Source organism: Streptomyces hilarionis (genome assembly GCF_024539675.1).
GTDB classification, from domain to species: Bacteria; Actinomycetota; Actinomycetes; order Streptomycetales; family Streptomycetaceae; genus Streptomyces; species Streptomyces hilarionis.
The window spans coordinates 1-24,219 of sequence record NZ_JAHHIT010000115.1; the positions used below are offsets into that span (position 1 = coordinate 1).

Genomic DNA, 24,219 nt, shown 5'->3' on the forward strand with positions numbered 1-24,219 from the left:
GGCGGGGACGCGACGGCCGACGACGGGGCGGGCGAGGCGGACGACGAGGGGGCGTCGGAGACCGTCACGGCGACGGTGGCCTCGTCCGTCGGCTTCCCGGGCTTGCCGTCGTCCCCGGCGGAGCAGCCGGCCAGAGCCAGCGCCGCCACGGTCGCGCACACGATCGCCGAGCTCCGAGCGAGCACGTCGTCCTCCTTGAGAGTCGTTGCCTCCGCATACCCGTCATCCTGCCCCGCCACGCCCCGAGTTCACGGGGCGCGGCCGCGTCTCCCGCGCGGCGAGCGGTCGCCGCGGGGACGCGGGGCCCGGCACGTCACCGGCCCGGGCCGCGGTGGCGTCGCTTGCGGACGGCCCCGGGAAGCGGGCAGGGTTCCGTGCCGTGGCCACCTTGCTGATCGTCCATCACACCCCCTCGCCGCACTGCCAGGCCCTTTTCGAGGCCGTCGTCGCGGGAGCGACGGCACCGGAGATCGAGGGCGTGCGCGTCGAGCGCCGAGCGGCCCTCGCCGCGACCGCCTCCGACGTCCTGGCGGCCGACGCGTTTGTGCTGGGCACGCCGGCCAACCTCGGGTACATGTCCGGAGCGCTCAAGCACTTCTTCGACCAGATCTACTATCCGTGCCTGGACGCCACCCGCGGCCGGTCCTTCGGCTACTACGTGCACGGCGGCAACGACGTCACGGGAGCGGTGCGCGCCGTCGAGACCGTCACCACGGGGCTGGGCTGGCGGCGCGCGGCCGAGCAGGTCACCGTCACCGGGGAGCCGGGCCGAAGCGACCTGGAGGCCTGCTGGGAACTCGGAGCGACCCTCGCGGCCGGGCTCATGGACTGAACCGGCGCGGGCCCGGGCCACGGCGGCCGCCCGGGCCCGGGTGAGGAGATCAGTTCCAGAGCGAGTACGTCACCACCCGGCCGACGTGCGCCGGCCTGTCCTTCGGATAGAACAGTGTGATCCGGGTGTAGTGCTGCACGTGGGGGCGCTTCTTCCAGGGCTGCGGCCGGTCCAGTTTGACCACGACGGCGTACCGGTGGAAGCGACCGGCCGCGCAGTACGGGACGCAGTCGTTGACGACGTTGACCCCGTTGGCCCGCGCCGAGCGCGCGCCCCAGTTGTACCAGTGCAGCGACGCGAGACGGCTGTTGCCGTCGCCGCAGGCCAGGATGAAGCGGGCGGGCCGCACCTTGGCCTGCCCGAAGCAGTCGACCAGGACCGGCGGGGCCTGCCGCGCCACCGCCGGACGTGCCGCGGGCGGTGAGGAGGCCGGTGCGGCCGCCGTCGAGCCGACGGTCGCCGTGAGGCCCAGCGCCGCACAGATCGTGACCGCTGTTCGCGTCAGGTGTCGCATGTGTCGCATGTCCGCTCCCACCCGTCCGGACGGGTGGCGCGCCGGTGTGCCGCGTCCCGTCGGGGTCCTGTACCGACGCTACGACCACGAGCGGAAGGCGACCACTCGAACGGCCCTGAGCCGGGGCGCGCGGCGGCGACCACCCCTCGGTCACGGTATCCGCGGGAGGCGCCGCGCGACGTCCGCGGGCGCGCCGCGGCGCGTCGCCGGGTCGCCGTCGCCGCCCTCGGCCGGGCCGTCCGTCACGAGGACGACGATGTCGTCCGCGTCGCTCCACACCCGGGTGGAGGACTTCGCCGGGTTGAGGCGGACCCGGTGGCCGGTGGGCGCGGTGGGGTCGTGGCAGCGGTAGCCGATCGCGCACTCGCCCCGCTCGCGGGCCGCCGCCACGACGGTGGCGAACGAGACGGCCCGGTCCGTCGGCGCGTAACGAGGCGCGGGGCGCAGGCGCAGGGCACTGCCGCCCGCGGAGAACAGCTCCTCGAACACCGCGGCGAGCCGGCCGTTCTGCGCGACCTGCGCCATGAGCAGCCCCGTCAGCTGCCCGCCGACCACCGCCTCAGAGCCGGGGCCGAGCGGGGCCAGGGCACGGTTGCGCTCGTCGGCGAGTTCCACGACCACCGGCGTCGCGCGGCCCGACTCCTGCGCCAGGGCCCGCAGGAGGAGCAGTACGAGCAGGGTGCGGTCGTCGGGCCGCTCGGCGTGCTCCCCGCCCTCCGGGGCGAGCACGATGACCCGGTCGTAGGAGTCCGGGGCGAGCGCACGCACCGACGAGGGGTCGGCCGGATCGGCGACGCCGAAGGTCACGGTGAGCCCCTCGACCGGTTCCACGGACCCGCGCGGCTGCGGCAGCGGCGGAGGCGGTGGTGCCGACGGCAGGGGCGCGGGAGGCGCGTGCTCCGTCGGATGTGTGACGACGTGGAGCAGCGACCCGGGCCGGGCGGCGCGGCCGAGCTGGTCCACGAGGTGGGGAGCCCGGCGGTTCCAGCCGAGCAGCAGAAAGCGGGACGGCTCGTCCGGGCGACGGCAGCCCGCCGTCGCCGCCGACGGGTCCACGAGGCTCCTGCCGTCCTCCCAGCGCAGGGCGGAGTCGTCGGGCGCGACGACCACGAGGCGGTCCTTTGCCGCGAGCACGGTGTGCGCCGGCGGGTTGAGCAGGGGAGTGCCGCCCGCGCGCACCAGCCCGGCCACGGCGGCCGTCGCACAGTCGAGCAGGACGTCGCCGAACGGACGTCCTGCCTGCTCGGGAGCGGCGGCGAGGTGGAACTCCTCGCCGGCGAAGTCGAGGAGCTCGCGCAGCACCGGCGTGAGGCCGGGGTGGAGAGCCGCCTGCGCGATCAGCCCCGCCGCCGTCCGGTCCGACTCCAGGACGACGCCCCGCGCTCCCGCGGCCAGCCGTGCCGCGGTCCGGTACCGCTCGTCGCGGACACAGGCGACCACGGGCGGGCCCGGGTGCGCGCCGAGGACCGCCCGCAGGGCGAGCAGGGTCCGCACCGTCTCGGCGTCCCCCTCGCCGTCCGCGCCGGGCAGGACCAGCACCGAGTGCGCGGATCCGGGACTGACGAGCTCGAGCGCGCCGGGATCGGCCGGGGAGCCGCTGCGGCAGATCAGCCGTGTGCCGCCGGTGGGGCCGAGCGCGGCGGCGAGCGCCTCCTCCATCTCCGTCTTGTCCCGGTCGGCGAGCACCGCCACGGCGCCCCCGCGTCGGCCGACGCGCGCCGCGACGAGCTCGCCGACCACCGTGAACACCTGTTCCGACCAGCCGAGCACCACCGCGTGGCCCGTCTCCACCACCGTGGAGCGCCCTCGGCGCAGTTCGGTGATCCGGTCGGCGAAGCCGGTGGTGATCAGACCGATGAGGGTCGACACGTAGAGCAGGGCCACCAGGCCCAGCAGCACCGACAGGAGCATTCTCGGCGGGGCGCCGCTCACCGTGCCCAGCCGCAGGGTCTCGGCGCTGACCCGCCACACCGCGGTCAGCCGGGCCGCCGGCGAACGGGGTGCGGAAGGGTCCGTCCAGACCATCGCGGCGCTCGCCGGGACGACGATGCCCAGGCAGGTCACGGCGAGCCAGCCCACCAGCCTGCCGGTGCTGGCGGCCAGCGTGTTGTCGAAGCGGTAGCGCATCCGGGCGCGCAACGAGACCGCCCGTCGCCGCTGTCCTTCCACCGTTCCCCCTGTGTCCGCCGCCGATTCCCGTCGACGTCTGAACTCGCAGGGTGCTGTCGGTCGTGCCGCGACACGCCGTGCGGGCGGCGGCATTCACTCTTTCGGGGCGGCGGTCCCCGGACCCGCGGCCGAAAACGTGCGCCGAGCAGGCGGAATCCGCAGAGACCCATGGTCATTTCCAGCCGATCTCTTGGCATTCCCATGACAAGAACCGGCACCGAGTGCCACCCTGCTGCGGAAGTTCACCATTCCTTCACGCCCGCATCATGCGGTGCTCGGACCAGCCACCCCCCACCTCCTTCCACCCGCCTGTCGTGCAGCGCTCCGGGCCGGCCCGTCCCGCCGGTCCGCCCCCACCCGGTCCCCCTCACGGGCCGACCGTCGCACAGAAGGAGAACCCGTTGCCCCGGCGACACAGCCCCACCCTCCGGCGCAGACGCGCCACCGCCCTCGCCCTGACGACCGTCGGCGCCCTGCTGGCCCTGGGCGCTCCCACGGGCGCCGCCGCCGCGGCCCCCGCCGACCCGGGCCCCTCCCGGATCGCCGCCACGCCGCGCGCGGGCGCCGCCGCGACGCCCCTGTCGGCGGCCCGCCGCGCCTCACTGATCAAGGCGGCACAGACCGCCGCCGACGCCACCGCCCGCAGCCTCGCCCTCGGCGCGCAGGAGAAACTGCTCGTCAAGGACGTCGTCCGGGACGCGGACGGCACCACCCACACCCGCTACGAGCGCACCTACGCCGGACTCCCGGTGCTCGGCGGCGACCTGGTCGTCCACTCCGCCGACGGCCGCACCACCGTGTCCTGGGCGAGCGAGGCCACCGTCAAGGTCCCCTCCCTCACCCCGAAGCTCTCCGCGGCCGGCGCCGCCGGCAAGGCCCTCGCCGCCGCGAAGGGCGACGCCGTCACCGCCGCGTCGCAGAAGCGCGCGCCGCGTCTCGTCGTCTGGGCCTCGGCCGGCAAGGCGGTCCTGGCCTGGGAGAGCGTGATCGGCGGAGTCCAGAAGGACGGCACGCCCAGCGAGCTCCAGGTGGTCATCGACGCGACCACGGGCAAGCCGCTCCTCAGCGCCGAGAAGGTCCACACCGGCACCGGCACCGGCCAGTACGTCGGCGAGGTCCCCGTCGGCAGCACCCTGTCGGGATCCACGTACCAGCTCACCGACCCCGACCGGGCCGGGCACAAGACCTACGACCTGAAGCAGGGCACCTCGGGCACCGGGACCCTCTTCACGGACGACAACGATGTCTGGGGCAACGGTCTGCCCGCCGACCGCCAGACCGCCGGCGTCGACGTGGCCTACGGCGCGGCGGCGACCTGGGACTACTACAAGGAGGAGTTCGGCCGCAACGGCATCCGCAACGACGGGGTCGCCGCCTACAGCCGCGCCCACTACGGCAGCAACTACGTCAACGCGTTCTGGCAGGACAGCTGCTTCTGCATGACCTACGGCGACGGCTCGGGCAACACGCACCCGCTGACCGCGCTCGACGTCGCGGCCCACGAGATGAGCCACGGAGTCACCGCCGCCACCGCCAACCTGAACTACTCGGGGGAGTCGGGCGGCCTCAACGAGGCGACCTCCGACATCTTCGCCGCCGCCGTGGAGTTCCACTCGCACCTCGCCGCCGACCCCGGCGACTACCTCGTCGGCGAGAAGATCGACATCAACGGCGACGGCACCCCGCTGCGTTACATGGACAAGCCCTCCAAGGACGGCGCCTCGCGCGACAGCTGGAGCTCCTCCCTGGGCGGCCTCGACGTCCACTACTCCTCGGGCCCCGCGAACCACTTCTTCTACCTGCTCTCCGAGGGCAGCGGCGCCAAGACCGTCAACGGCGTCTCCTACGACAGCCCGACGTCGGACGGGCGTCCCGTCACCGGCGTCGGCATCGAGAACGCCGCCGCCATCTGGTACCGGGCGCTGACGACGTACATGACCTCGACGACCGACTACGCCGGCGCGCGCACGGCCACGCTCCAGGCGGCCGGCGACCTGTTCGGGGCGTACAGCCCCACCTACCTCGCCGTCGCCGACGCGTGGGCCGCGATCAACGTGGGCAACCGCATCGCCCTCGGCGTCAACCTCGCCCCGATCGCCGACCAGACCAGCGGCATCGGCCAGGCGGTGAGCCTCCAGGTGGACGCCTACACCACCAACTCCGGGGCGGGCCTGACCTACGAGGCGACCGGACTGCCCGCCGGACTGGAGATCAGCCCGAGCGGACTGATCTCCGGAACGCCGACCGCCCTCGGTGACAGCGACGTCTCCGTCACGGTCACCGACGCCACCGGCGCGTCCGTCACGGACACCTTCGGCTGGCGGATCGCGTACATCTACGCCAACGGAGCCCGCGTCGACATCCCGGACAACGGCGCCGCCGTGGAGTCCCCGGTCACGATCACGGGCCGCGACGGCAACGCCTCCGCCACCACGTCCGTCTACGTCAACATCGTCCATACCTATCGCGGTGACCTGACCGTCGACCTCGTCGGTCCGAACGGCACGGTCTACTCCCTGCTCAACCGCAGCGGCGGCTCGGCCGACAACGTCGACCAGACCTTCACGGTCGACGCCTCCGCGCAGCCCCTCGACGGCACCTGGAAACTGCGCGTCCAGGACCGCGCCTCGATCGACGTCGGATACATCCAGCGCTGGCAGCTCACCCCCTGACGGGGAACGGCCCACGCCGCCGCCCGGGTCCTTCGGGGCCCGGGCGGCGGTGCGTGCGGGGGATGTCCCCGACGGGATATGGGTGTTGACCCCGATGGCGCGCACCACTCGCGTGCGTGATCGTGGAAAGGGCCCGGGGAACCGGGCACGCCGGAGCGGGCCGCCGACGGCCCCCGGCGCCTTTCGTCCACGTGTGAAGGAGAACCGCCCATCCGCTCCCGCGCTGTGCCACGAGCCCGACTCCCCCTCCCCGCAAGGGAGGTGACGCATGGGACACGCTGACACGCTGCTGGCCATGGGCGGAGCCTTCCTCGCCGCGGCCTTCCTCGCCCGTCTCGGAAACCGCATCGGACTGCCGACCATCCCGCTGTTCACCCTCGCGGGAATGCTCCTCGGCCCGCACACCCCGGGCTTCGTCCTGGTCGAGGACGCCCACGACTTCGAGATGCTCTCGGCGCTCGGCCTGGTGCTGCTGCTGTTCTACCTGGGCCTGGAGTTCCACCTCGACGACCTCAGGACCGGCGGCAGACGTCTGGCCCTCGCCGGCGGCGGATACCTGCTGCTGAACGTCGGCGCCGGACTCGGCTTCGGCCTCGCGCTCGGCTGGGGCGCGCGCGAGGCGCTCGTCCTCGCCGGCGTCCTGGGCATCTCCTCCTCCGCCATCGTCACCAAGATCCTCATAGACCTGGGCCGCCTCGGCCGCCCGGAGACCCGGCTGATCCTCGGGGTGATCGTGGTGGAGGACGTCTTCCTCGCCCTCTACCTCGCAGCTCTGCAACCGGTGATCGGCGGCGCCCACGGCATCGTGGAGGTGCTGGTGCAGGTGTCGAAGGCGTTCGGGTTCCTGCTGCTCCTGGCCGCCGCGGCCCGCTACGGCACGCGCGTGATCGGCCGGCTCATCCATGTGCGCGACGACGAACTCCTGGTCATCAGTTTCCTCGGCGCGGCCGTGCTCGTCGCGGGAGTGTCCGAGGTCCTCGGAGTGGCGGACGCGATCGGCGCCTTCATGGTCGGCCTGATCCTCGCCCAGACACCCTCCGCCGCCCGGATCCGCCGACTGGTGCACCCGCTGCGGGACGCGTTCGCCGCGATCTTCTTCTTCGCCTTCGGCCTGGCCATCGACCCCGGCGACTTCGCGGCCGTCCTCGTGCCGGTCGCCGTCGCGGCCGGGCTCACCGTCGCGATGAACGTGGCGGCGGGACTCATCGCGGCCCGCCTGTACGGCTACGGCCCCGAACCGGCCGCGAACATCGCCGCCACCCTGCTGGCCCGGGGCGAGTTCGCGCTCATCCTCGCCGCCATGGCCGCGAGCGCCGGGCTCGACGACCGGCTCGCCCCGTTCATCGCGGGCTACGTCCTCGTCCTGGCCGTCCTCGGCCCGGTGGCGGCCGGCCGCGCACACCTGATCGCCCGTCTGCTGCCCGGCAGGGGGGCACCCGCTGCCTTTCCGCGCGGGACGTCCGTCCCCGAGCCGGAACCGGCGGGTTCCGCCGGCCCGCCCGGACCGCCCGGACCCACGGCACCCGCCCGCCCGTCGGCCGACGCGGACGCCGGCGTCTGAGAGAAGCCCGGCGCCAGGCAGCGGAGGCGAGGAGTGAGGCGGCCGGGAGCGGGCGCGGAGCCTGCGAGGGGCTTCGTAGGGGCCGGCCCGCCCGGCCCCTCCGAAGCCCCTCGGACCCGCGCCGGCGTCGGCACGTCCCTCACCGCGGCGCCCGTCGCGGAGGGCCCCCGTCGCCGCGGACGGGTGCACGCGGCAGCGGCGACCGGGCACCGCCCCCCCGCGTCGGCGACAACGCGCGGTTCCGGCGTCGAACCTGGTCGCGGCGGTCGTCGGCCTGGTCCCGGCCTTCGGCCCGGCCCCGCCGTCGGGCCTGGTTCCGCCGTCCGGCTCAGCCCCGGCCTTCGGCCAGGTTTCGCCGTGGGCCTGGTTCGGGCCGGTGGGGCGGACGTCGGGGGCTCAGGTCCGCCGGGGTGCGGGGACGGCGCCGGCCACGAGCTGGGCCAGGGGTGTGCCGTGCGCCCACAGCCGCAGCCGGGGGCCGTCGATCAGATAGGTGTGGCCCTCGCGCGCCGCCCACACCTCGTCCCGGTGCGTGAACGTGCCCCGGTGCACGACGAGCCGCAGCGGCGGAGCGGTCGGCCCCCGGGGCCGGGACCGCGGCCGCGTCCGGCAGGAGCACGCCTCCTCGTCGGGCAGCGGTTCGGCCACGGGACGGAACGCCACGTCGAGCCGCCGCCCGCGCTCGTCGCGGGCGGCGAGGTGGAGGGCGTCGTGCCGAGCGGGCGACGACACCCGCCAGCCGTCCCGCCGGAGCATCCTGGCCACGGCGAGCACCAGTGCGGGCGTGTCCAGCTCCGCCAGTTCCTGGGCCGTGTAGTAGCCGCCGCGCAGCCGGGCGGGCCGACGGGAGCGACGGTGTACGACGACGCCCGCCACCACGAGCGGTGCCAGGGTCAGCGCGCCGGCCGGCCAGCCGAACGCGCGGCAGACCAGCGCGAGTCCCGCCAGGCACGCGCCCGCGAGCGCGAGCACCGCGCTCAGGGCGGGGAGCACCTCGCACAGCCTGGGCCCGTCGCGGCCCGCCGCACGCAGTTCGCGCACCGTCCGGCGGCGGCGCGCACAGGCCGACTCGCCGGCGCGCGCCCGATCGCGTCCACGTGCCATCAGGGTCGGCCCCCCACCCCACACACAACGACGTGTAGGGGGTGGATACCCGGCCACTCGGGGGATTGCGCCCGAAAGTCCCTTTTCCGCCACGTCTTGGCCGAAGAGTGCCCAGCCGACCCCTTCTCCCCGTGCCGTCCCTCGCCGTTCGCTCCTCGCTCCCGCGGCCCCGGACGACGGGCCGTTGTCAGTGGCGGGTGGCAAGCTGCCGGTCATGGACGAGGTTGAGTTCCTGCGGGGCCGGGTCTACGGAGCGGACCACGAGGACGCGGGCCCCCGCCCGGAGCGTGTGTACGCGCATCTGGTGGGCGGTCCGCTGGACGGGCTGCTGCTGGACGTCACCGACCGCTCGGCGCACGAGCTGCGCGAGGTGGCGCTGATCACGGAGATAGGGCGCTACGGGCCCGGCGGCCGCGCCCTGTACGCCCGGCGCGAGGGCGACGGCGGCCGTCTCGACTGGCGCGGCGACGTGCCGGGCGTCCTGTGAGGCGAGGGTTCCGGCGGGGTCGGGCCACCGGAAGGATGGCTTCCATCGCCCGCGAGTGATCAAATGTGCGAATGTCCACAGGATCCACCTCCGCCCCCCTCGCGACCGCCGCACCGACGGTCCGTCACGGCTGGCACAAACTGCTCATCGCGCTCGTCGTGCTCGGGCGCCTGACGCGCGTCCCGGCGGCGGTCGACGCCCCCACGGGGGCGACCCCGTCCAGCTGGTGGCTCGTGGTGTGGGAGGTGCTCGCCCTGGTGCTGGCCGCCTTCGCGGTGAGCGAGTGGGAGATCCTCGCGGCGGCCTCCTGGCGCATGTCCGTGTCGCAGTGGATCTGGCTGGTCCTCTTCCATGTCGGCCTTCTCGGCTTCCTGGGCTCCGTGCTGTTCCAGCTGCTCCGGTAGGGGCGGCGGCTCCGGCAGGGGCTCGGGCCGCTCCGGTCGGGCGTCGGCGCCGTCGGTGGGCGGCGGGCGCTGACGGCCGGATCATTCGTTCGATCGTACGAACATGGCTTCGGCAGGGTTACTTCTGCGCCCTGCGCTTGATAGGAAACTTTCCTGTCAGTCGCAACACAGGATCACCCCACCCCCCACTCCTCACCTGGAGCCACTGTGGTGCACATGCCCCGGCCGTCCGACGGCCCCGCCCCCGCCTCCCGCCGCCTCTTCCTCACCCTCGCCGGCGTCGTGGCGGCCGCTCCCCTGCTCGGCGCCCCGCAGGCGACGGCGGCCCCCGCCGCCAAGGGCCTCGACGACCCGGCGAAGAAGGAGATCGCCATGAAGCTGGTGTCGAGCGCGGAGAACTCCTCGCTCGACTGGAAGGCCCAGTACAAGTACATCGAGGACATCGGCGACGGACGCGGCTACACCGCCGGCATCATCGGTTTCTGCTCCGGCACCGGCGACATGCTCGACCTCGTTCAGCTGTACACCGACCGCAAGCCCGGCAACGTCCTGGCGAAGTACCTGCCCGCCCTGCGCGCGGTCGACGGCAGCGACTCGCACTCCGGCCTCGACCCGAACTACCCGAAGGACTGGCGCAAGGCCGCCCAGGACAGCGCGTTCCAGCAGGCGCAGAACGACGAACGCGACCGGGTGTACTTCGACCCGGCGGTCCGCCAGGGCAAGACCGACGGGCTGCGCGCGCTGGGCCAGTTCGCCTACTACGACGCCATCGTCATGCACGGCGACGGCGGCGACCCCACCAGCTTCCGCAACATCCGCAAGCGTGCGCTCGCCAAGGCGAAGCCGCCGGCGCAGGGCGGCGACGAGACGGCGTACCTGAACGCCTTTCTCGACGCCCGGGTCTGGGCCATGAAACAGGAGGAGGCGCACAGCGACACCAGCCGCGTCGACACCGCCCAGCGGGTCTTCCTGCGCAAGGGCAACTTCGACCTCGAACCGCCGCTGGACTGGAAGGTCTACGGCGACAGCTACCACATCGGCTGACGGCCGGCGGCGCCGGGAACACCTCGACGACCCACCTGGGCGCCGCCCCGGCCGGACCGCGCCCGCCGCTCCCGCCCGGCCGGGGCGGCGGGCGCGGCGGGCGCGCGGAGACCGCGCGCGTGAGGCGGCTGGGGCGTAGGCGGTGGGTTAGCGGGTAGTCGCGCGGATATGAACGGGGTAGCAACGAAGGCGGTCCGGATGGCACCTGTCCCGCCCGATCAGGGATTTTCCTCGTCCGAGGGGGCCCCTGCCGAGACGACGGTGGCCCTGGACGGCAAAGACGGCTGCATCGCCCGGGCGCGGCAGCTCACGGGCGAGTTCCTCACCCGCGTCCAGCGCCGGGAGGGCCTGACCGTGTCCGCCCGGGCCATGGACCTCTCCCAGCTCGTGGTGAGCGAGCTCGTGACCAACGCCCTCAGATACGCGCCGGGGCCTGTCCTGCTCCAGCTGCGCATCGCCGGCGCCGCCGTGGAGATCGCCGTCTGGGACAGCGAACCCGCGCTGCCGACCCCGCACGCCCCCGACCCCACGCGGGTCGGCCAGCACGGTCTGGAGATCGTCCGGGCCGTGGCCGAGGGCTTCGCCGTGACGAGGGAGCCGATCGGCAAACGCGTCGTGGCGCGCCTGGGCCTGGCCGACCGGCGCTGAACCCGCGCCGTCGGAGTCCTTGCTCACGAGGGCGGCCGCCGGGCGGAGGGAGACCGGTCCGCCCTTCGGCGTGTCCGGGACGCCCGAAGCGCTCGGGTTGCCGGAGGCGCCGGGGGGCGGCCTCAGTCCTGGAGAGGGGGCGCGTCGACGACGCTGAACTCCGTCCGGCCCAGGACGAGCACCCCGTCGGACAGCGGCGTGCAGCGCACGCCCCCTTTTCCGCGCAGGGCCCGTTGCGCGCCGGGTCCCACGGTGACGTCCATCCAGGCACAGGGGCGCGCCGGGCGGTTCACGGCGAAGGCCACCGGGCCGGCCGGGCCGTCGAGCACGATCGTCGAGCCGACGCAGGAGTCGATGTCGACGCCGCGCAGCAGGATGTTGCGGCGGGTGTGCCGCAGGCCGACGGCGGGGTCGATGTGCCGGGGCAGGTGCTCCTCGGCCATGAAGGTCACCGAGGCGTCCCGGTGCGCCGGGCGGCCGTAGTAGCGGTCGCCGACCAGTCCGAGGCCGCGACGCACCTGGACGGATGTCGTCGATTCGTCCCGCGGTCCGGCCGCCGGGCCGTCCGCGGGGCGTCCCGCGAGCCGGTGCGACGCCGAGACCAGCAGCTCCACGATCTCGATCCCGGTCATGGAGGCACTGTAGTCCCGGCGCCGCCCGGCCCTGCGTGACTCGTGTCAGGGACGCAGCGCGAGCGTGGAGCAGTTGGACATGGCGGGTTCGCCGTCGAGCCGGTCGGCGAGCCAGGAGATCGCCTGGCCCTGGTCCACGAGCAGCGGTGTGACGTGGTTGATCAGCGCCCGGCCCGCACCGGGCAGGATCACCGGCTTGTACGTGACGTCGGCGCCCTTGGCGCACCAGGCGACGGCCAGGGCCCGCGCCTGCGCGTGCGGCACCAGGTCGTCGGCGGTGCCGGTCGCGACCCGCACCGGCGAGGCCGGCTCGCGGGCGCCGATCCGCTGGTCGGCCAGGAAGGCCTTGAGCGCCGGTTCCGAGGCGACGACGTCGCTGATGGACCGGCCGTCCGTGGTCCAGGCCGTGCTGCGGGCCGAGTTGTAGGCGAGCAGGGCGTCGCCGACGCACATCGTCGACAGGTCCTTGAGAGCGGCCCGCCCGGCCGCGTTGAGGTGGGCCTCGGCGATGGGCCGCAGCGCGGGGTCGGACTCCAGGAAGCCGTTCACCGACCAGCCCAGCGCGCCGGCCAGGTCGCTGCCGTCGATGGCCTTGGTGACGGCGACCAGGTCGGCGGGCGGGGCTCCCGCGTACGTGCCGGCGAGCGCGACGTCGGGAGCGTAGGAGGGCTGAAGTTCGGCGGCGGCGGCGGTGGCCCCGCCGCCCTGGCTGTAGCCGAACAGCGCCACCCGGGAGCCGGTGGTGAGCGAGGTGCCGTCCAGGGAGCGGGCCGCGCGGACGGCGTCCAGAACGGCATGGGCCTCGTCGACCCGGTTGACGTAGGTGTGCAGGCGGTCCGTCGAGCCGAGGCCCGTGTAGTCGGTGACCACGACGGCGATGCCGCGGGCGAGGAGGCGGTACATCGCCAGGTCCTCGTAACCGACGGACAGGGTCTGCCCGTTGACCACGAGGGGGTGCTGGAGGCCGAGGGAGGCGGCGCACTGGTCGCCCTGGCCCAGGGTGCCGGGGGCCACGGCGACCAGCGGGCGCGGTCCTCGGCCTGTCCAGCGCGCGGTGGGCTCGATGTAGGCGCCGGTGACCGCCATCGGCCGCCCGGCGGAGTCGGTGGACTTGTACATCAGGCGGGTCGCGGTGCCGGGCAGCGGTCCGCCGATGCCCGGCAGGCTCAGCGCGAGGGGGAGCGGGGCGGACCGCACGAGGGCGCCGTCGGCGGCGGGCAGGTCGGCGGGCGGGTTGTAGAAGGCGGGGATGGTGACGCCGCGGGAGACCACGGTGTCCGAGGGGAGCGAGGCGTGGGCGGGTACGGCGGTGACACCGAGGCAGGCGGCAGCGGTGACGGCTGCGGCCAGCAGGCGGGTGGGGGCGGGCATGGCGGACCTCCGGGAAGGGGAGGGCCGAGCCTTCGTCTGCGGCTCGGGCGGCGGACGGCCCGGTGGGGTGCGGGCCGTGACGACCGAGCGGTACGTGGCCCCGGTCGCCCACCGCTGCCCGTACCGCTCTCTTGGACGAACTGTTCTGAGAGGAACTGTTCTTAGACGAACTGTCAGGACCGTAGCGAGCCTCGGGTTACCCGGGGTAGCGGTCGGCAGGTTACGGTTGGGTAATATGACTGACCGGTAGTAAGGGCGAACTCTTCGCTGTGGCGATCACAGGTATCGCTCGGGGTGTTCGGAAACGGAGCATTGGCGGCACTTCCCGTCAAAACAAGACCTCGTGGTCGCCTGTCGCTAGCGTCCCGAGCCATGAACACGGACCGCACGCGCGGCGCGCGACTCGGCGACCCCGCCCCACCGAGCCACCCCACTGTGCCGCCGCCCGGCACACACCACTCGCCGACCCAGACGGTGACCGCGGGCGACCACAACACGATCACGCAGAAGAACACCTCGCTGAAGTTCTCCGTCCCGGTCGTCGGCCCCCTGCTCAGCCTGGCGTACGCCCATCCGCTGATGGCCGGGCTCATGGCCGTCGTGCTCGTCGGGGGAGGCGGCGCGGCGGTGGGCGCGGCGCTGCCCGACTCGACGACGTCGCCCTCCACTTCGCTGGTGCGCGGCTTCGTCATGCAGCGCTCGGACGGCGAGAAGGGCGCCGTCGGCTACGACTTCACCCCCTCGCCGCCCGTCGTCGCCGACGCCGGCACGGACGCCCTCTACGTCCAGAGCGGCTACCTGATGTCCACCAACGGCAAGCTGGCGTCGTGGAGTTCGTCCGAGGTGCCCACGGCCGAGGGGTGCCGCAAGGCCGTCGCGGAGCACCCCACGCGCCAGACAGCCGTGTCGGTCACGTTCGTGATGTGCTACCTCGACCGCAACGGCGACCCCGGCTACATCTCCGTCACCGGCACCGACGACACGTCCGTCACGATCGACACCGCCCACCTGGGCTGACCCGCGCCCGAAAGGCCGCTCCCCGCGCACCCGCCGCCCCCGCCACCGCGCGGCCGTGCCGGTCGGGCGGTGTGGTTGACTGCCTCCGTGCTGCATGAGTCTGTCTTCCGCACCACGGACCTGCCGGTGGGCGCCCGGTTCGACGCGTGGACGGAGCGCATGGGTCGCACCCACGCCCCCATGCAGCTCGACAGCGACCGCACGGCCGACTACCACGGCCGGCAACGCGTGATCGGCCTGGGCGACGTGACGCTGTGGCCGGCGACCTTCGACCACCTCGTCTTCCGGCGCACGCCGAAGCTCATCCGCCAGTCGGACCCCGAGTCCTACCATCTGTCCCTCCTGCTGCGGGGCGAGGGAGCCGCCGACTGGGGCCGCCAGCGGACCGCCTACCGCGTCCACGACTTCCACACCAACTCCTCCTCGCGGCCCTGGGAGATATTCACCGGCGCCGACCCCGTCACCATCGTGGGCGTCGAGGTCCCCCGCGCCCTCGTGGCCGTGCCCGCGCGCCACGCGGACCGCGTCCTGGGCAGCCTCATCTCGGGGCGGGAGGGAATCGGCGCCCTGCTGGCCCAGTTCCTGTTGCAGTTGGTCGCGGACACCACCGTCTACGAGCCCGCCGACGCGCCCCGGCTCGGCACGGTCGTCACGGACCTGGTCACGACCGCGTTCGCCCACGCCGTCGACGCCGACCTGCGCCTGCCGCCGGAGACGCACGGCCGCACGCTCGTCCTGCGCGTCAAGGAGTTCATCCGACGGCACCTCGACGACCCCGGCCTCACCCCGGCCGCGATCGCCGAGGCGCACCACGTCTCGCGCAGCTACCTGTACCGCCAGTTCCAGGCCGAGGGCCTCACGGTCGCCTCCTACATCCGCGACCAGCGCCTGGACAACGCCCGCCGTGAACTCGTCGACCCCCGTCTGCGCGCCCTGCCCATCCACGCCGTGGCCGCGCGCTGGGGCTTCCCGCGGGCCGCCGAGTTCACCCGTGCCTTCCGCACCGCCTACGGACTGCCGCCCAGCGAACTGCGCGAACGGGCACTGGCCCAGTCGCGCGGTCCCGTCCCGCCCGAGGGCGTGGTGGACGCCACGCCAAGGGGCCGTGGACGCTCCGCCAATGACACACCAGGAGTCACTCCCGCACCATGGTGACCACCACGGCACCGGCCCGCGTCGTGCCAGGACAACAGGGGAGCCCTGGCACGGCGCGGGCGGCGCGGGCCCCGTTCGGCCGTGGATGATCGAGTGGTGACGGTCCGGGGGCGGGCGTACCGTCGAACGGTGGACACGACAGTGGACGACACCGTCCGTCGCACTCTCCCCAGGGTCCGCCGCCGCGCGGGCGACACGCCATGAGCAACGTTCCGCAGCCCACCTCGGTACCCCGCACCGCCGGCCGACAGGACGGCGGGGGACACGCGATGGCGCTGCTGGTCATCGCCTCGTGTCAGCTGATGGTGGTGCTGGACATCACCATCGTGAACATCGCCCTGCCGGACATCCAGCGGTCCCTGGACTTCTCCACCACGAGCCTCGCCTGGGTGGTCAACGCCTACACCCTCACCTTCGGCGGACTGCTGCTCCTCGGCGGCCGCACCGGCGACATCCTGGGCCGGCGGCGGATGTTCGTCTGCGGCGTGCTCCTCTTCGTGCTCGCCTCCCTGCTCGGCGGCCTCGCCCAGAACGAGGGCCAACTCCTGTCCGCACGCGCCCTACAGGGCGTGGGCGGCGCCATCGCGTCCCCGACCGCGCTCTCCCTGGTGAGCACCACCTTCCGCGAGGGCCCCGAACGCAACCGCGCCTTCGGGGTGTTCGCCGCGGTCTCGGCGGGCGGCGGTGCGATCGGCCTGCTCGCGGGCGGAATCCTCGTCGAGTACCTGAACTGGCGGTGGGTGCTCTTCGTCAACGTCCCCATCGGGCTGCTGATCGCGCTGGCGACACCGCGCTACATCAAGGAGTCCGAACGCCATCCCGGCCACTTCGACATCGCCGGTGCGCTGACCTCCACGGTGGGCATGGTGCTGCTGGTGTACGGGTTCATCAGAGCGGCGCAGGAGGGATGGCGGGACCCCTACACCGTCGCCTCGTTCGTCGCGGCCGTCGTCGTCCTCGCGGTGTTCGTCCTGGTCGAGCGGCGTTCGAAGCAGCCGATCACGCCGCTGCACATGTTCGCCGACCGCAACCGGGCGGGCACGTACGGCATCATGCTGTGCCTGGCCGCCGCGATCTTCGGCATGTTCTTCTTCCTCACGCTCTTCGTGCAGAACGTGCTCGGCTTCAGTCCGCTCGCGGCCGGGTTCGCCTTCCTGCCCGTCAGCGCCGTGATCGCGGTGGGCGCCGGGCTGGCCTCACGGTTCCTGCCCCGGTTCGGCCCCAAGCCCTTCATGGTGGTCGGCGCGGTGCTGGCGGCCGCGGGCCTGTCCTGGCTGACCCTGACGGACGTGCACTCCACCTACGCCGGCAGCGTGCTCGGGCCCATGCTCGTCTTCAGCCTGGGCATGGGCATGGAGTTCGTCTCCCTCACCCTGATGGCGCTGTCCAACGTCTCCCCGCGGGAGACGGGCGCCGCGTCAGGCCTGCTCAACGCCACTCAGCAGGTGGGTGGTTCGCTCGGCCTGTCCATCCTGGTCACCATGTACGGCACGGCCAGCCGCAACGAGGCGAACCAGCAGGTCCCCGACTTCCTGGCCCAGGCGACGCCGGGTGAGCGCCTGCGCTTCCGGCGTACGGGCCTGCTCCCCGCGCCGTGGTCCGACGAGATCCTCACCGCGGGCGTCACGGCGGCCTTCGTCATGGCGGCCATCTTCACGGTGCTGGCCGCGCTCATCGCCGTCCTGGTGATCCAGGTCCGCCCCTCGGACCTGGAACGACTCAAGGGCGGCCCGCCCCCCGACGGCGCCTGAGCGCCGTCGCGCCCGATCACCCGCTCCCGGTCCGCCCGCGCCCGGCGCGCGCCGCCCCCGCCGCGCGTCCGCCGTCACGGTCACGCCGTGTCACGCCTTCTCGCGCCGCCGCGGGGGTTTGCCGCCGGAGTGAGGGGCAACGCGATGTCCATGACTGAACCGAACAGGAAGACGAACCAGGAGTCCGACGCGAAGCGGACGACCGCCGCCAAGGCCCGCAGCTCCGCCGCGAAGGCCACCGCTCCGGCCTCCCAGGCCGCCACGAGCGCCGCGAGCAGGACGACCGGCGCGGCGACCGCCGCCAAGAACGGGGTCGAGCGGTCGGCCGAGGCGACGAGCGGCGCCGTGCAGAGCGCGGCCCAGGGCGCGGTGCGAGGCGTCGAGGCGAGCCGCCAGGCGATCGTGACGACGTCGGGTCATGTCGCCGCGACCGCCAAGACGGCATGGACGGTCATCGCCCACCGGAAGCTGGTCGCCGCCGGAGCGGCCGCCGGTCTCTCCGCGCTGACCGCCGCCTCGTACGCCGTGGGCCGCCGCTCCGGACGTCACTCGCACGGCCCGATCACCCGGCTCACCGGCGGCCGGATCTGACCCGGCGGTCGCCTCGGCAGCACGGCCCCCGGCGCGCCCGCGCCGGGGGCCGGGCCGTGCCCCGGAGAGCCGGGCCCCTCTGACGGCCCCTCACCCGGCGTGGCCCTCCCGCGAATCCGGCGTCCGGCGGGGCGGACGGCTCTCGGCCCTGACCGGACCGGCGCACCGGCCGCCGTCGACGAACCGACCGCCGCCCCCGCCCCCGCATCCACTTTCGTCACGACGATCCAGACCATCGGCCGACTGCGCCCCGGCCCACCACGACGGCACCGTAGGGGCATGGAGGAAACCGATCGGATCACTCGGGCCAGGTTCCTGGCCGCGATGGCGGCGGCGGGCGCGGCGGGCGCGCTCGCACCGGCGGGGAGCGCCCACGCCGCCGCTCCCCGGCGCGGGTTGCGGCACCGGGGCGTCGTCTACACCGTGGGGGAGGGGGAGACCCCGGCCACGGGCTGGAACGCCCGGCGGATGCGGGCGGACATCCGCGCCATCCGCGACCAGGTGCACGCCGACACCGTGGACGTCACCGGCGACGGGGTCGAACGCCTCACGGCGACCGCGGCCGAGGCGGCCGAACAGGGCCTGCACGTGTGGCTTCAGCCCACGCTCGGCGACGTCCCGGCGCGCGACATCCTCGAACACCTCGCGGAGTGCGGCCGGTTCGCCCAACGGCTGCGCCGCCAGGGCGCGAGCGTCGACCTCAGCGTGGGCTGCGAGTTCTGGCTGTTCGTGCCCGGCATCGTGCCCGGGGACACGGCGCTCGAGCGCGTGCGCAACCTGATGAACGGCGCCTATGACCCGGTGCTCTTCCAGCGGCGTCTGGAGGCCTTCACCGCCCGCGCGGCCGGCACCGCCCGGTCCGTGTTCGACGGCCGGATCAGCTATGCCGCCGCACAGGACGACCACGTCGACTGGACGCTGTTCGACATCGTCGGCATCGACTACTACTCCTTCTTCCACCGCCCCGCGGACCACGTCGCGCAACTGCGCGGGTACCTGCGGTGGGGCAGGCCCCTGGCCATCACCGAGTTCGGCACGTGTGCCTACGTGGGCGCTCCCGAGACCGCCGGCATGGGCTGGGACGTGGTCGACCACGACAAGGACCCCGAGGAGATCAAGGGCCACCTGGTGCGCAGTGAGCGCACCCAGGCCGACTACGTCACCGCACTCCTGCACGTCTTCGAGTCGATGGGACTGTACGCGGCGATGGCCTTCGAGTTCGTCACCCCGGACGCCCCGCACCGGCCCGACGACCCCCCGCACGACCTCGACCTGGCCTCCTACGCCGTCACCAAGACCGTGCAGGCCCGCCCCGGGCGCCCGGAGTCCGGTTGGCACTGGGAACCCAAGCAGGCCTTCCACGCCCTGGCCCGGCACTACGCCCGCCACGCGGCCGACCCGCACCGCGGGTGAACGGCCCGTGAACCGGTGACCGAGGCCGGGGAGTTGCCTGTCCGTCCGGCCGGGTCCCGGCAAGCGCGCCTTCGGGGGCATGGTGCGGCCCTCAGCGGTTACTCCGGTGACATGGCAGCGAGAGCGAATTCCCACGACGGCCGCGCCGAGGCTCCGGCGTCCGGCCGGGAGCGGACGGCGGGCCCGGACGAGCGGGTGGAACGGCACGAGCCGGACGAACCGGCACAGTTGCCGAAGCGGTCCTGGTGGGCCGTGATGAAGGGCACCGTACGGGAGTTCCAGGACGACGAGCTCACGGACCGCGCCGCGGCGCTGACGTACTACGGCGTCCTGTCGCTGTTCCCGGCCCTGCTGGTCCTGGTGTCCCTCCTGGGCGTGGCCGGGAAGTCGGCGACCGACGAGGTCCTGTCCAACCTCCGCAAGGTGACGCCGGGATCCGCCCGGGACGTCATCAGCGACGCCGTGCAGCAGTTGGAGGGCCGCGGCGGCGTCGGCTCCGTCATGGCGGTCGTCGGACTCGTGCTCGCGGTGTGGTCGGCCTCCGGCTACACCGCCGCCTTCATCCGCAGCGCCAACGCGGTGTACGACATGCCCGAGGGGCGGCCGGTGTGGAAGGTGCTGCCGATCCGCGTGGGCGTGACGGTGGTCCTGCTGGTGCTCGCCGTCGTCAGCGCGCTGATCGTGGTGTTCACGGGCGGCCTCGCCCGCCAGGCGGGCGCCGCGCTCGGCGTCGGGGACACGGCGCTGACCGTGTGGTCCATCGCCAAGTGGCCGGTCCTGGTCCTGCTGGTCACGATCATGGTCGGCATCCTGTACTGGGCGGCGCCGAACGTACGCGGCCGGGGGTTCAGGTGGATCACCCCCGGCAGCGTCGTGGCGCTGCTCATCTGGCTGGTCGCGTCCGCCGGGTTCGCGTTCTACGTGGCCAACTTCGCCTCGTACAACAAGACGTACGGCGCGGTCGCCGGCGTGATCGTGTTCCTGGTGTGGCTGTGGATCAGCAACATCGCGATCCTGCTGGGCCTGGAGTTCGACGCCGAACTGGCCCGCCAGCGCGCCGTGGCGGGCGGCCTTCCGGAGGGCGAGGAGCCCTACGTCCGGCCACGCGACACGCGGGCGTGGAGCGAGGAGGACAAGCGCCGGGCGCAGGAGTGAGACGCACCGGCGCGGGCGGCGGAGCTCAACGCACGGGGAAGCCGAAGGAGTAGCCCTGCTGCTTCAGCCACGGCAGGACCTCGCGCAGGGCGGCGACGGTCTGCGACCGGTCGCCGCCCGCGTCGTGGAAGAGGATGGTCGGACCGTCCGCCACCTCGCTCTTGACGGTCGCGACGATGGCGGCGGAGCCCGGCTTCTCGAAGTCCTTGGTGTCGACGTTCCAGCCCAGCGGCCGCATCCCGCGGGAAGCGGCGAGATTGCGGCTGTAGGGCGTGAACGCGCCGCCCGGCGCCCGGTAGTACACCGGGCGGACGCCGCCCGAGGCCTCGGTGATCATGCGCTCGGCGTCCAGGATCTGGTGGGACTGGTACGCCTCGGCCTTCTTGTCCATCGCGGTGTCGTGGGACACGGTGTGGTCGCACAGCCGGTGCCCGTCCGCCACCACCGCCTTGACCAGGTCCGGGTGGGCCTCGGCCTGGGTGCCCACCATGCAGAACGTGGCCTTCACGCCGTTGTCCCGGAGCACCTTCAGCACCTGAGGCGTCCACGTCGGGTCCGGCCCGTCGTCCACGGTGATGTTGACGCCCCGGGCGCCGTGGTCGGAGGCGTGGGCGATGTCCACGGACACCTTCGCCTGGACCGAGCCGGGGCTGCCCGGGGACGGACTGGCCGAGACCCCCGCTCCCGCCTGCGCACCGGTGGCGGGACCGGCCTGCGCGGTCCACACCGAGGTGACGGCCGCCACTGTCGTGACCCCGATCGCCGCCGCGAATACCCGGCCGTACCAACCCCGCCCGCCATGCCGCGCCATGTCTGCCCTGTCCTCGTCGTGTCCGTGCGTCCCGTGCAGTTGTCAGGACGGCGAAAGGACGCGGGGGGATCCGCCTGTTACCGATTGCGGACACTTCCGCGGGAGTTCGCGGACGAACGAGGGGCCGCGCGGCGACGCGGCGGCGCGCGCCGCCGCCGCCGTCGAGGGTCCGACGTCGGGTGTGCACGCGCCGCCGCGTCCTGGAGCGCGGTGACCCGGAGAGGTCACCAGGTGTGGGCGACGTCCACTACGAGATGGTCGGTCTGGCGCAGCACCCGGAAGGGCAGGCGGGCGCGCACGCCGAGTCCGAACTGGGTGACGCCCTCGAAGCTTCCGGCGTAGCGGGTGTCCCGGAAGGTGCGGTACCCGGTGAGGTTCACGCCCGGCAGGGGCTGGGCGACCCGCCCCGGGTAGGTGGAGGCGCCGGTGTCGACGTCGTACGCCGGGGCGTCGACCCGGACCTCGATGATCGCGCCGCCGCCGACGGGGATGGGGCGGCCCGAGCCGTCCTGGTGGAGCTGGTCGACGTACCCGACGGAGAAGCCGAGCCGGGCGGCGCTCGCCCCGGGCACGTCGATGACGAACCGGTCGTAGCAGTCGTGACGGCCGGTGCGCACGTTCGTCACCGACTCGGTGGTGGAGGCGGAATAGGTCTTGCCCAGACTGCCCCAGCCGGTGGGACAGACGACGGCCGCGCGGGGTGCGGCGGCCGGCGCGGCCACGGCGGGAGCCACGGACGCGCCGAGCGTGACGGTGAGAAGGGCGGTGGTCGCCCAGACGGTTGTGCTTCGCATCATGGTCTCCCCCGAGGAGTGTGCGTGTCGGACATCTACTGAGACAACCGGAACGCCCCATGGGTTGCACCGCTTTCCGCCCCGGTGTGCCCGAACGGGTCCGTGCCCGTGCCCGCGGCCGATGCCCGCGCTGCCGCGCGGTTCGCGCCGGGCGACGAGGTCGGGGAGCGTCGTGCTCAGCGGTGGCAGGTCGCGACGCCCGGCCGCCAGGGGCAGGCGAGCGCGGCGAAACCGCCGTCGGCGAGCACGTCGACGCTGAGCGTGGCGCCGCCGCGCAGCACCCGCCGGTCCTGGACGAGGCCGTCGGCGCCGTCCCGGACCGTCTCGACCAGCCACCTGCCCGGCCCGAGGGCCAACGGCACCGCGGCCGTGCGGGCCGCGCCCGCGTACACCCCGCCCAGGAACCACCGGTCGCCGCTGCGGCGGGCGAGCACGGCCTCCTGCCCGGGCCGTCCGGCGAGCAGCCGGGTGTCGTCCCAGGCGGCGGGGACCTGCTCCATGAAGGCGCGGGCGAGCGGTCGTGCGTCGTAGGACTCCGGGGTGCCCGCGAACATCTGCAGCCCCGACTCGTAGGCGACGGTCAGCCCGAGTTCGGCCGCGTCGGTGTCGGGCCGCAGACCGACGCGCTGGAAACCGCCGGGGGTGAAGTCCATGGAGCCGACGACGTTGCGGGTGAAGGGCAGGGTGGTGAGGTGGGCCGCGGTGTTGGTCCGCTTCTCCTCGCCGCCGACGCCCTCCAGGGTCATCACGTGCGGCCAGGTCCGCTGGATGCCCTTCGGGACGGTCGAGCCGTGGAAGTCGACCATGAGGTGGTGGGCGGCGGTCTCCGGGAGGATCGCGTCGTACCACCGGAGCATGGACTGCGCCTCCGAGTTCATGAAGTCGATCTTCACGCCCTTGACGCCCCAGCGCTCCAGGGTGGGCAGCCAGCGGGCGCGTTCCTCGGGTGTGTCCAGGTCGCGCTGGTGGATCCACACGACGATGCCGACGCCCTTGGCGCGGGCGTACCGGACGAGTTGCGGCATCCAGCTGGTGGTCTGCCAGTCGGGGTCGGTGACGTCCCACTGGTCCTTCTTGAAGTACCAGCCCGAGTCGACCGCCTCGTAGGGCCAGCCCCGCTCGGCTGCGTAGTCGACGTACGCCTGCTGCGCCGCCAGGCTCTGGCCGGCCGTGCGGCCGCCCGCGAGCCAGGTCCACAGCACGGTGCCGGGACGGATCCAGGAGGGGTCGGCGACCTTGGCGGCGGGGGCCAGGTCGTCGGTGAAGGTGGACCGGGTGACGGTGGCGAGGTCGCCGGCGACCACGGCCCGCCACGTGGTGGCCAGCGGGCCGTCGGCGTCGACCCGCTCGTCGGCGAGCTGGACGCGGTAGGCGCCGCTGCCCTGGGTGTGGGCGAGCCGGGCGCCCGAGTAGCCGCCGGCGAGGTCGGATTCGGCGAGCAGGGCGTAACCGCCCGGTGTGGCGAAGAGAGCCTGCTCGGAGTAGGCCCCGGTGGGGGCCGTGGCGGCGGTGTACTGGGCGAACTGGCCCTCGTTGTCCACCCGGTAGGTGCTCAGCCAGGCGTCGGCGTCGGCCGGCAGCCGGAACGCGGAGGTCTCGCCGAGGACGTCGCCGTGCCCGGCGGGCAGGACGTAGCGGTAGGCGACGCCGTCGGCGGAGGCGCGCACCACCAGGTCGACGCGGGCGCCCGCCGCCCCGGCGAACGACAGCCGCGTCTCGCGCATGCGCACCGTGCGCTCCAGCCGCTTGCCGGACGCCGTCCGGTAGCGCTCCTTCACGGTGCGGTCCTCACGGTGCAGGAAGCGCAACCCCTGGGAGAGGTCGGCCCCTTCGGTGACGATGCCGAGGGGCGACGGCTCCAGCACGGTGCGGCCGTCGCGGGAGACGGTGAGGCCGAGCGTGCCGGTGGCGTCGTCGAGCGTCACTCGCGCGCGGGGCGCGTGCGCGGCCGGGGCCGCCACCTGCACGGTCCAGGCGCGCTCCTGCCGCGAGGACTGCCCGGCCTGTGCGGACCCGTTCGTGAGCAGTGCGGCCACCAGTCCGGCGCAGAGCGCGGACAGCGCGGTTCTGATCGGAACAGCCATGGGAACCCTT

General features: G+C 73.7%; 21 protein-coding genes and 1 pseudogene. 13 read left to right on the forward strand and 9 right to left on the reverse strand.

Translation table 11 applies throughout. The annotated features are described in order from the left end of the window. A pseudogene (locus tag KMS84_RS26140) lies at positions 1–185 on the reverse strand (hypothetical protein); the annotation flags it as partial. Positions 186–379: 194 nt separating this feature from the next. Here KMS84_RS26140 and KMS84_RS26145 point away from each other — a divergent pair. Next, positions 380–832: a flavodoxin family protein gene (locus KMS84_RS26145; RefSeq protein WP_256918903.1), complete on the forward strand. Its 453-nt coding sequence runs from the start codon at positions 380–382 to the stop codon at positions 830–832. A gap of 49 nt (positions 833–881) precedes the next feature. Here KMS84_RS26145 and KMS84_RS26150 read toward each other — a convergent pair whose 3' ends face one another. Both KMS84_RS26150 and KMS84_RS26155 read right to left on the reverse strand, forming a co-directional pair. Next, positions 882–1,355, reverse strand: a complete 474-nt coding sequence (locus tag KMS84_RS26150; RefSeq protein WP_438818984.1) for a hypothetical protein — start codon at positions 1,353–1,355, stop codon at positions 882–884. A 141-nt stretch (positions 1,356–1,496) separates the two neighbouring features. Beyond that, a complete protein-coding gene (locus KMS84_RS26155) occupies positions 1,497–3,473 on the reverse strand; it encodes a CASTOR/POLLUX-related putative ion channel (protein ID WP_285893984.1) in 1,977 nt (658 codons plus the stop codon). A 443-nt stretch (positions 3,474–3,916) separates the two neighbouring features. Between KMS84_RS26155 and KMS84_RS26160 the strand changes: the two genes are divergently transcribed. Together KMS84_RS26160 and KMS84_RS26165 are read left to right on the forward strand one after the other, a co-directional pair. Further along, positions 3,917–6,187 carry a M4 family metallopeptidase gene (locus KMS84_RS26160; protein WP_256918905.1) on the forward strand — a complete coding sequence of 757 codons (2,271 nt, stop codon included), beginning with the start codon at positions 3,917–3,919 and terminating at the stop codon, positions 6,185–6,187. A 268-nt stretch (positions 6,188–6,455) separates the two neighbouring features. Continuing rightward, positions 6,456–7,748 (forward strand): cation:proton antiporter, encoded by a 1,293-nt coding sequence (locus KMS84_RS26165; RefSeq protein WP_256918906.1) that lies wholly within the window; start codon positions 6,456–6,458, stop codon positions 7,746–7,748. A 396-nt stretch (positions 7,749–8,144) separates the two neighbouring features. On the opposite strand, the gene KMS84_RS26170 is transcribed toward KMS84_RS26165, so the two are convergent. Beyond that, on the reverse strand, positions 8,145–8,852 hold the full coding sequence (locus KMS84_RS26170; protein ID WP_256918907.1) for a hypothetical protein: 708 nt from the start codon (positions 8,850–8,852) through the stop codon (positions 8,145–8,147). Between the two features lie 214 nt (positions 8,853–9,066). Here KMS84_RS26170 and KMS84_RS26175 point away from each other — a divergent pair, with 214 nt between their 5' ends. The 4 genes from KMS84_RS26175 (at position 9,067) to KMS84_RS26190 (ending at position 11,435) form a co-directional block, all read left to right on the forward strand. Then, positions 9,067–9,339 (forward strand): hypothetical protein, encoded by a 273-nt coding sequence (locus KMS84_RS26175; protein WP_256918908.1) that lies wholly within the window; start codon positions 9,067–9,069, stop codon positions 9,337–9,339. 71 nt (positions 9,340–9,410) lie between these two features. Beyond that, the gene (locus KMS84_RS26180; protein WP_256918909.1) at positions 9,411–9,743 is read left to right on the forward strand and encodes a hypothetical protein; all 333 of its coding nucleotides are present in this window, start codon (positions 9,411–9,413) and stop codon (positions 9,741–9,743) included. A gap of 216 nt (positions 9,744–9,959) precedes the next feature. Further along, positions 9,960–10,787 carry a chitosanase gene (locus tag KMS84_RS26185; RefSeq protein WP_256918910.1) on the forward strand — a complete coding sequence of 276 codons (828 nt, stop codon included), beginning with the start codon at positions 9,960–9,962 and terminating at the stop codon, positions 10,785–10,787. Between the two features lie 198 nt (positions 10,788–10,985). Beyond that, on the forward strand, positions 10,986–11,435 hold the full coding sequence (locus KMS84_RS26190; protein ID WP_256918911.1) for an ATP-binding protein: 450 nt from the start codon (positions 10,986–10,988) through the stop codon (positions 11,433–11,435). Positions 11,436–11,557: 122 nt separating this feature from the next. On the opposite strand, the gene KMS84_RS26195 is transcribed toward KMS84_RS26190, so the two are convergent. Together KMS84_RS26195 and KMS84_RS26200 are read right to left on the reverse strand one after the other, a co-directional pair. After that, positions 11,558–12,067: a molybdenum cofactor biosysynthesis protein gene (locus KMS84_RS26195; RefSeq protein WP_256918912.1), complete on the reverse strand. Its 510-nt coding sequence runs from the start codon at positions 12,065–12,067 to the stop codon at positions 11,558–11,560. A 45-nt stretch (positions 12,068–12,112) separates the two neighbouring features. Beyond that, positions 12,113–13,438, reverse strand: coding sequence for an alpha/beta fold hydrolase (locus KMS84_RS26200; protein WP_256918913.1), 1,326 nt, complete (start codon positions 13,436–13,438; stop codon positions 12,113–12,115). 372 nt (positions 13,439–13,810) lie between these two features. Between KMS84_RS26200 and KMS84_RS26205 the strand changes: the two genes are divergently transcribed. The 6 genes from KMS84_RS26205 to KMS84_RS26230 all read left to right on the forward strand — a co-directional run bounded on the left by KMS84_RS26205 (position 13,811) and on the right by KMS84_RS26230 (position 20,520). Beyond that, entirely contained in the window at positions 13,811–14,455 is a 645-nt protein-coding gene (locus KMS84_RS26205; RefSeq protein ID WP_256918914.1) for a hypothetical protein, read from the forward strand. An 87-nt stretch (positions 14,456–14,542) separates the two neighbouring features. Further along, positions 14,543–15,610 (forward strand): AraC family transcriptional regulator, encoded by a 1,068-nt coding sequence (locus KMS84_RS26210; RefSeq protein ID WP_256918915.1) that lies wholly within the window; start codon positions 14,543–14,545, stop codon positions 15,608–15,610. Between the two features lie 269 nt (positions 15,611–15,879). Beyond that, on the forward strand, positions 15,880–17,361 hold the full coding sequence (locus tag KMS84_RS26215; RefSeq protein ID WP_256918925.1) for an MFS transporter: 1,482 nt from the start codon (positions 15,880–15,882) through the stop codon (positions 17,359–17,361). Between the two features lie 144 nt (positions 17,362–17,505). Further along, a complete protein-coding gene (locus KMS84_RS26220; protein ID WP_256918916.1) occupies positions 17,506–17,952 on the forward strand; it encodes a hypothetical protein in 447 nt (148 codons plus the stop codon). A 279-nt stretch (positions 17,953–18,231) separates the two neighbouring features. Then, on the forward strand, positions 18,232–19,365 hold the full coding sequence (locus KMS84_RS26225; protein ID WP_256918917.1) for a glycoside hydrolase family 113 protein: 1,134 nt from the start codon (positions 18,232–18,234) through the stop codon (positions 19,363–19,365). 111 nt (positions 19,366–19,476) lie between these two features. Further along, positions 19,477–20,520 carry a YihY/virulence factor BrkB family protein gene (locus KMS84_RS26230; protein WP_256918918.1) on the forward strand — a complete coding sequence of 348 codons (1,044 nt, stop codon included), beginning with the start codon at positions 19,477–19,479 and terminating at the stop codon, positions 20,518–20,520. 25 nt (positions 20,521–20,545) lie between these two features. On the opposite strand, the gene KMS84_RS26235 is transcribed toward KMS84_RS26230, so the two are convergent. The 3 genes from KMS84_RS26235 to KMS84_RS26245 form a co-directional block, all read right to left on the reverse strand. Next, positions 20,546–21,331 carry a polysaccharide deacetylase family protein gene (locus tag KMS84_RS26235; RefSeq protein ID WP_256918919.1) on the reverse strand — a complete coding sequence of 262 codons (786 nt, stop codon included), beginning with the start codon at positions 21,329–21,331 and terminating at the stop codon, positions 20,546–20,548. Positions 21,332–21,555: 224 nt separating this feature from the next. After that, positions 21,556–22,128 carry an AMIN-like domain-containing (lipo)protein gene (locus KMS84_RS26240; RefSeq protein ID WP_256918920.1) on the reverse strand — a complete coding sequence of 191 codons (573 nt, stop codon included), beginning with the start codon at positions 22,126–22,128 and terminating at the stop codon, positions 21,556–21,558. Between the two features lie 173 nt (positions 22,129–22,301). Then, complete coding sequence (locus KMS84_RS26245; protein WP_256918921.1) at positions 22,302–24,209, reverse strand: glycoside hydrolase family 97 protein; 1,908 nt, start codon at positions 24,207–24,209, stop codon at positions 22,302–22,304. Between the last annotated feature and the right edge of the window lie 10 nt (positions 24,210–24,219).

Excerpts from the sequence above, each read along its gene's own strand:
- KMS84_RS26155 (WP_285893984.1), bottom strand. The coding sequence starts at position 3,473 with ATGCGCTACCGCTTCGACAACACGCTGGCCGCCAGCACCGGCAGGCTG.
- KMS84_RS26195 (WP_256918912.1), bottom strand. The coding sequence starts at position 12,067 with ATGACCGGGATCGAGATCGTGGAGCTGCTGGTCTCGGCGTCGCACCGG.
- KMS84_RS26245 (WP_256918921.1), bottom strand. The coding sequence starts at position 24,209 with ATGGCTGTTCCGATCAGAACCGCGCTGTCCGCGCTCTGCGCCGGACTG.
- KMS84_RS26205 (WP_256918914.1), top strand. The coding sequence starts at position 13,811 with ATGAACACGGACCGCACGCGCGGCGCGCGACTCGGCGACCCCGCCCCA.
- KMS84_RS26170 (WP_256918907.1), bottom strand. The coding sequence starts at position 8,852 with ATGGCACGTGGACGCGATCGGGCGCGCGCCGGCGAGTCGGCCTGTGCG.
- KMS84_RS26185 (WP_256918910.1), top strand. The coding sequence starts at position 9,960 with ATGCCCCGGCCGTCCGACGGCCCCGCCCCCGCCTCCCGCCGCCTCTTC.
- KMS84_RS26200 (WP_256918913.1), bottom strand. The coding sequence starts at position 13,438 with ATGCCCGCCCCCACCCGCCTGCTGGCCGCAGCCGTCACCGCTGCCGCC.
- KMS84_RS26165 (WP_256918906.1), top strand. The coding sequence starts at position 6,456 with ATGGGACACGCTGACACGCTGCTGGCCATGGGCGGAGCCTTCCTCGCC.
- KMS84_RS26180 (WP_256918909.1), top strand. The coding sequence starts at position 9,411 with ATGTCCACAGGATCCACCTCCGCCCCCCTCGCGACCGCCGCACCGACG.
- KMS84_RS26215 (WP_256918925.1), top strand. The coding sequence starts at position 15,880 with ATGGCGCTGCTGGTCATCGCCTCGTGTCAGCTGATGGTGGTGCTGGAC.
- KMS84_RS26220 (WP_256918916.1), top strand. The coding sequence starts at position 17,506 with ATGTCCATGACTGAACCGAACAGGAAGACGAACCAGGAGTCCGACGCG.
- KMS84_RS26230 (WP_256918918.1), top strand. The coding sequence starts at position 19,477 with ATGGCAGCGAGAGCGAATTCCCACGACGGCCGCGCCGAGGCTCCGGCG.
- KMS84_RS26175 (WP_256918908.1), top strand. The coding sequence starts at position 9,067 with ATGGACGAGGTTGAGTTCCTGCGGGGCCGGGTCTACGGAGCGGACCAC.
- KMS84_RS26150 (WP_438818984.1), bottom strand. The coding sequence starts at position 1,355 with ATGCGACACATGCGACACCTGACGCGAACAGCGGTCACGATCTGTGCG.
- KMS84_RS26190 (WP_256918911.1), top strand. The coding sequence starts at position 10,986 with ATGGCACCTGTCCCGCCCGATCAGGGATTTTCCTCGTCCGAGGGGGCC.
- KMS84_RS26235 (WP_256918919.1), bottom strand. The coding sequence starts at position 21,331 with ATGGCGCGGCATGGCGGGCGGGGTTGGTACGGCCGGGTATTCGCGGCG.
- KMS84_RS26240 (WP_256918920.1), bottom strand. The coding sequence starts at position 22,128 with ATGATGCGAAGCACAACCGTCTGGGCGACCACCGCCCTTCTCACCGTC.
- KMS84_RS26225 (WP_256918917.1), top strand. The coding sequence starts at position 18,232 with ATGGAGGAAACCGATCGGATCACTCGGGCCAGGTTCCTGGCCGCGATG.